The sequence below is a fragment of the Streptomyces corynorhini genome (genome assembly GCF_003346515.1).
Classification (GTDB): Bacteria; Actinomycetota; Actinomycetes; order Streptomycetales; family Streptomycetaceae; genus Streptomyces; species Streptomyces corynorhini.
This window is the reverse complement of record NZ_QQNA01000400.1, coordinates 1-228: the sequence shown is the minus strand read 5'-3', so window position 1 is coordinate 228 and position 228 is coordinate 1. Positions and strand designations below refer to the sequence as shown.

The 228-nt window shown below is 73.2% G+C and carries 1 protein-coding gene; it reads left to right on the top strand.

Features of this window, described 5'->3' with window-relative positions:
- Positions 1 to 35: 35 nt before the first annotated feature.
- Positions 36 to 228: PucR family transcriptional regulator ligand-binding domain-containing protein (locus DVH02_RS33455; protein WP_199566513.1), on the top strand; the 193-nt coding region annotated here is incomplete at its 3' end.

Sequence of the window (228 nt, the reverse complement as noted above, 5' to 3'; positions counted from 1 at the left end):
GGGCCCCTGCCGCGTTTCCAGTAATCTCCGGCCTCATGGACAGTCAGGGCGGAATCACCGTGCGGCGGGCGCTGGAGCTGCCAGGACTGCTGGGCGGGCTGCCGGAGGTGGTCGCCTGCGCGGACCGGCTGGACCGTACGGTGCGCTGGGTGCACGCGGGCGAGGCGCCGAACATCGCGTCCCTCCTCAAGGGCGGCGAGCTGCTGCTGACGACCGGGCTCGGGCTCG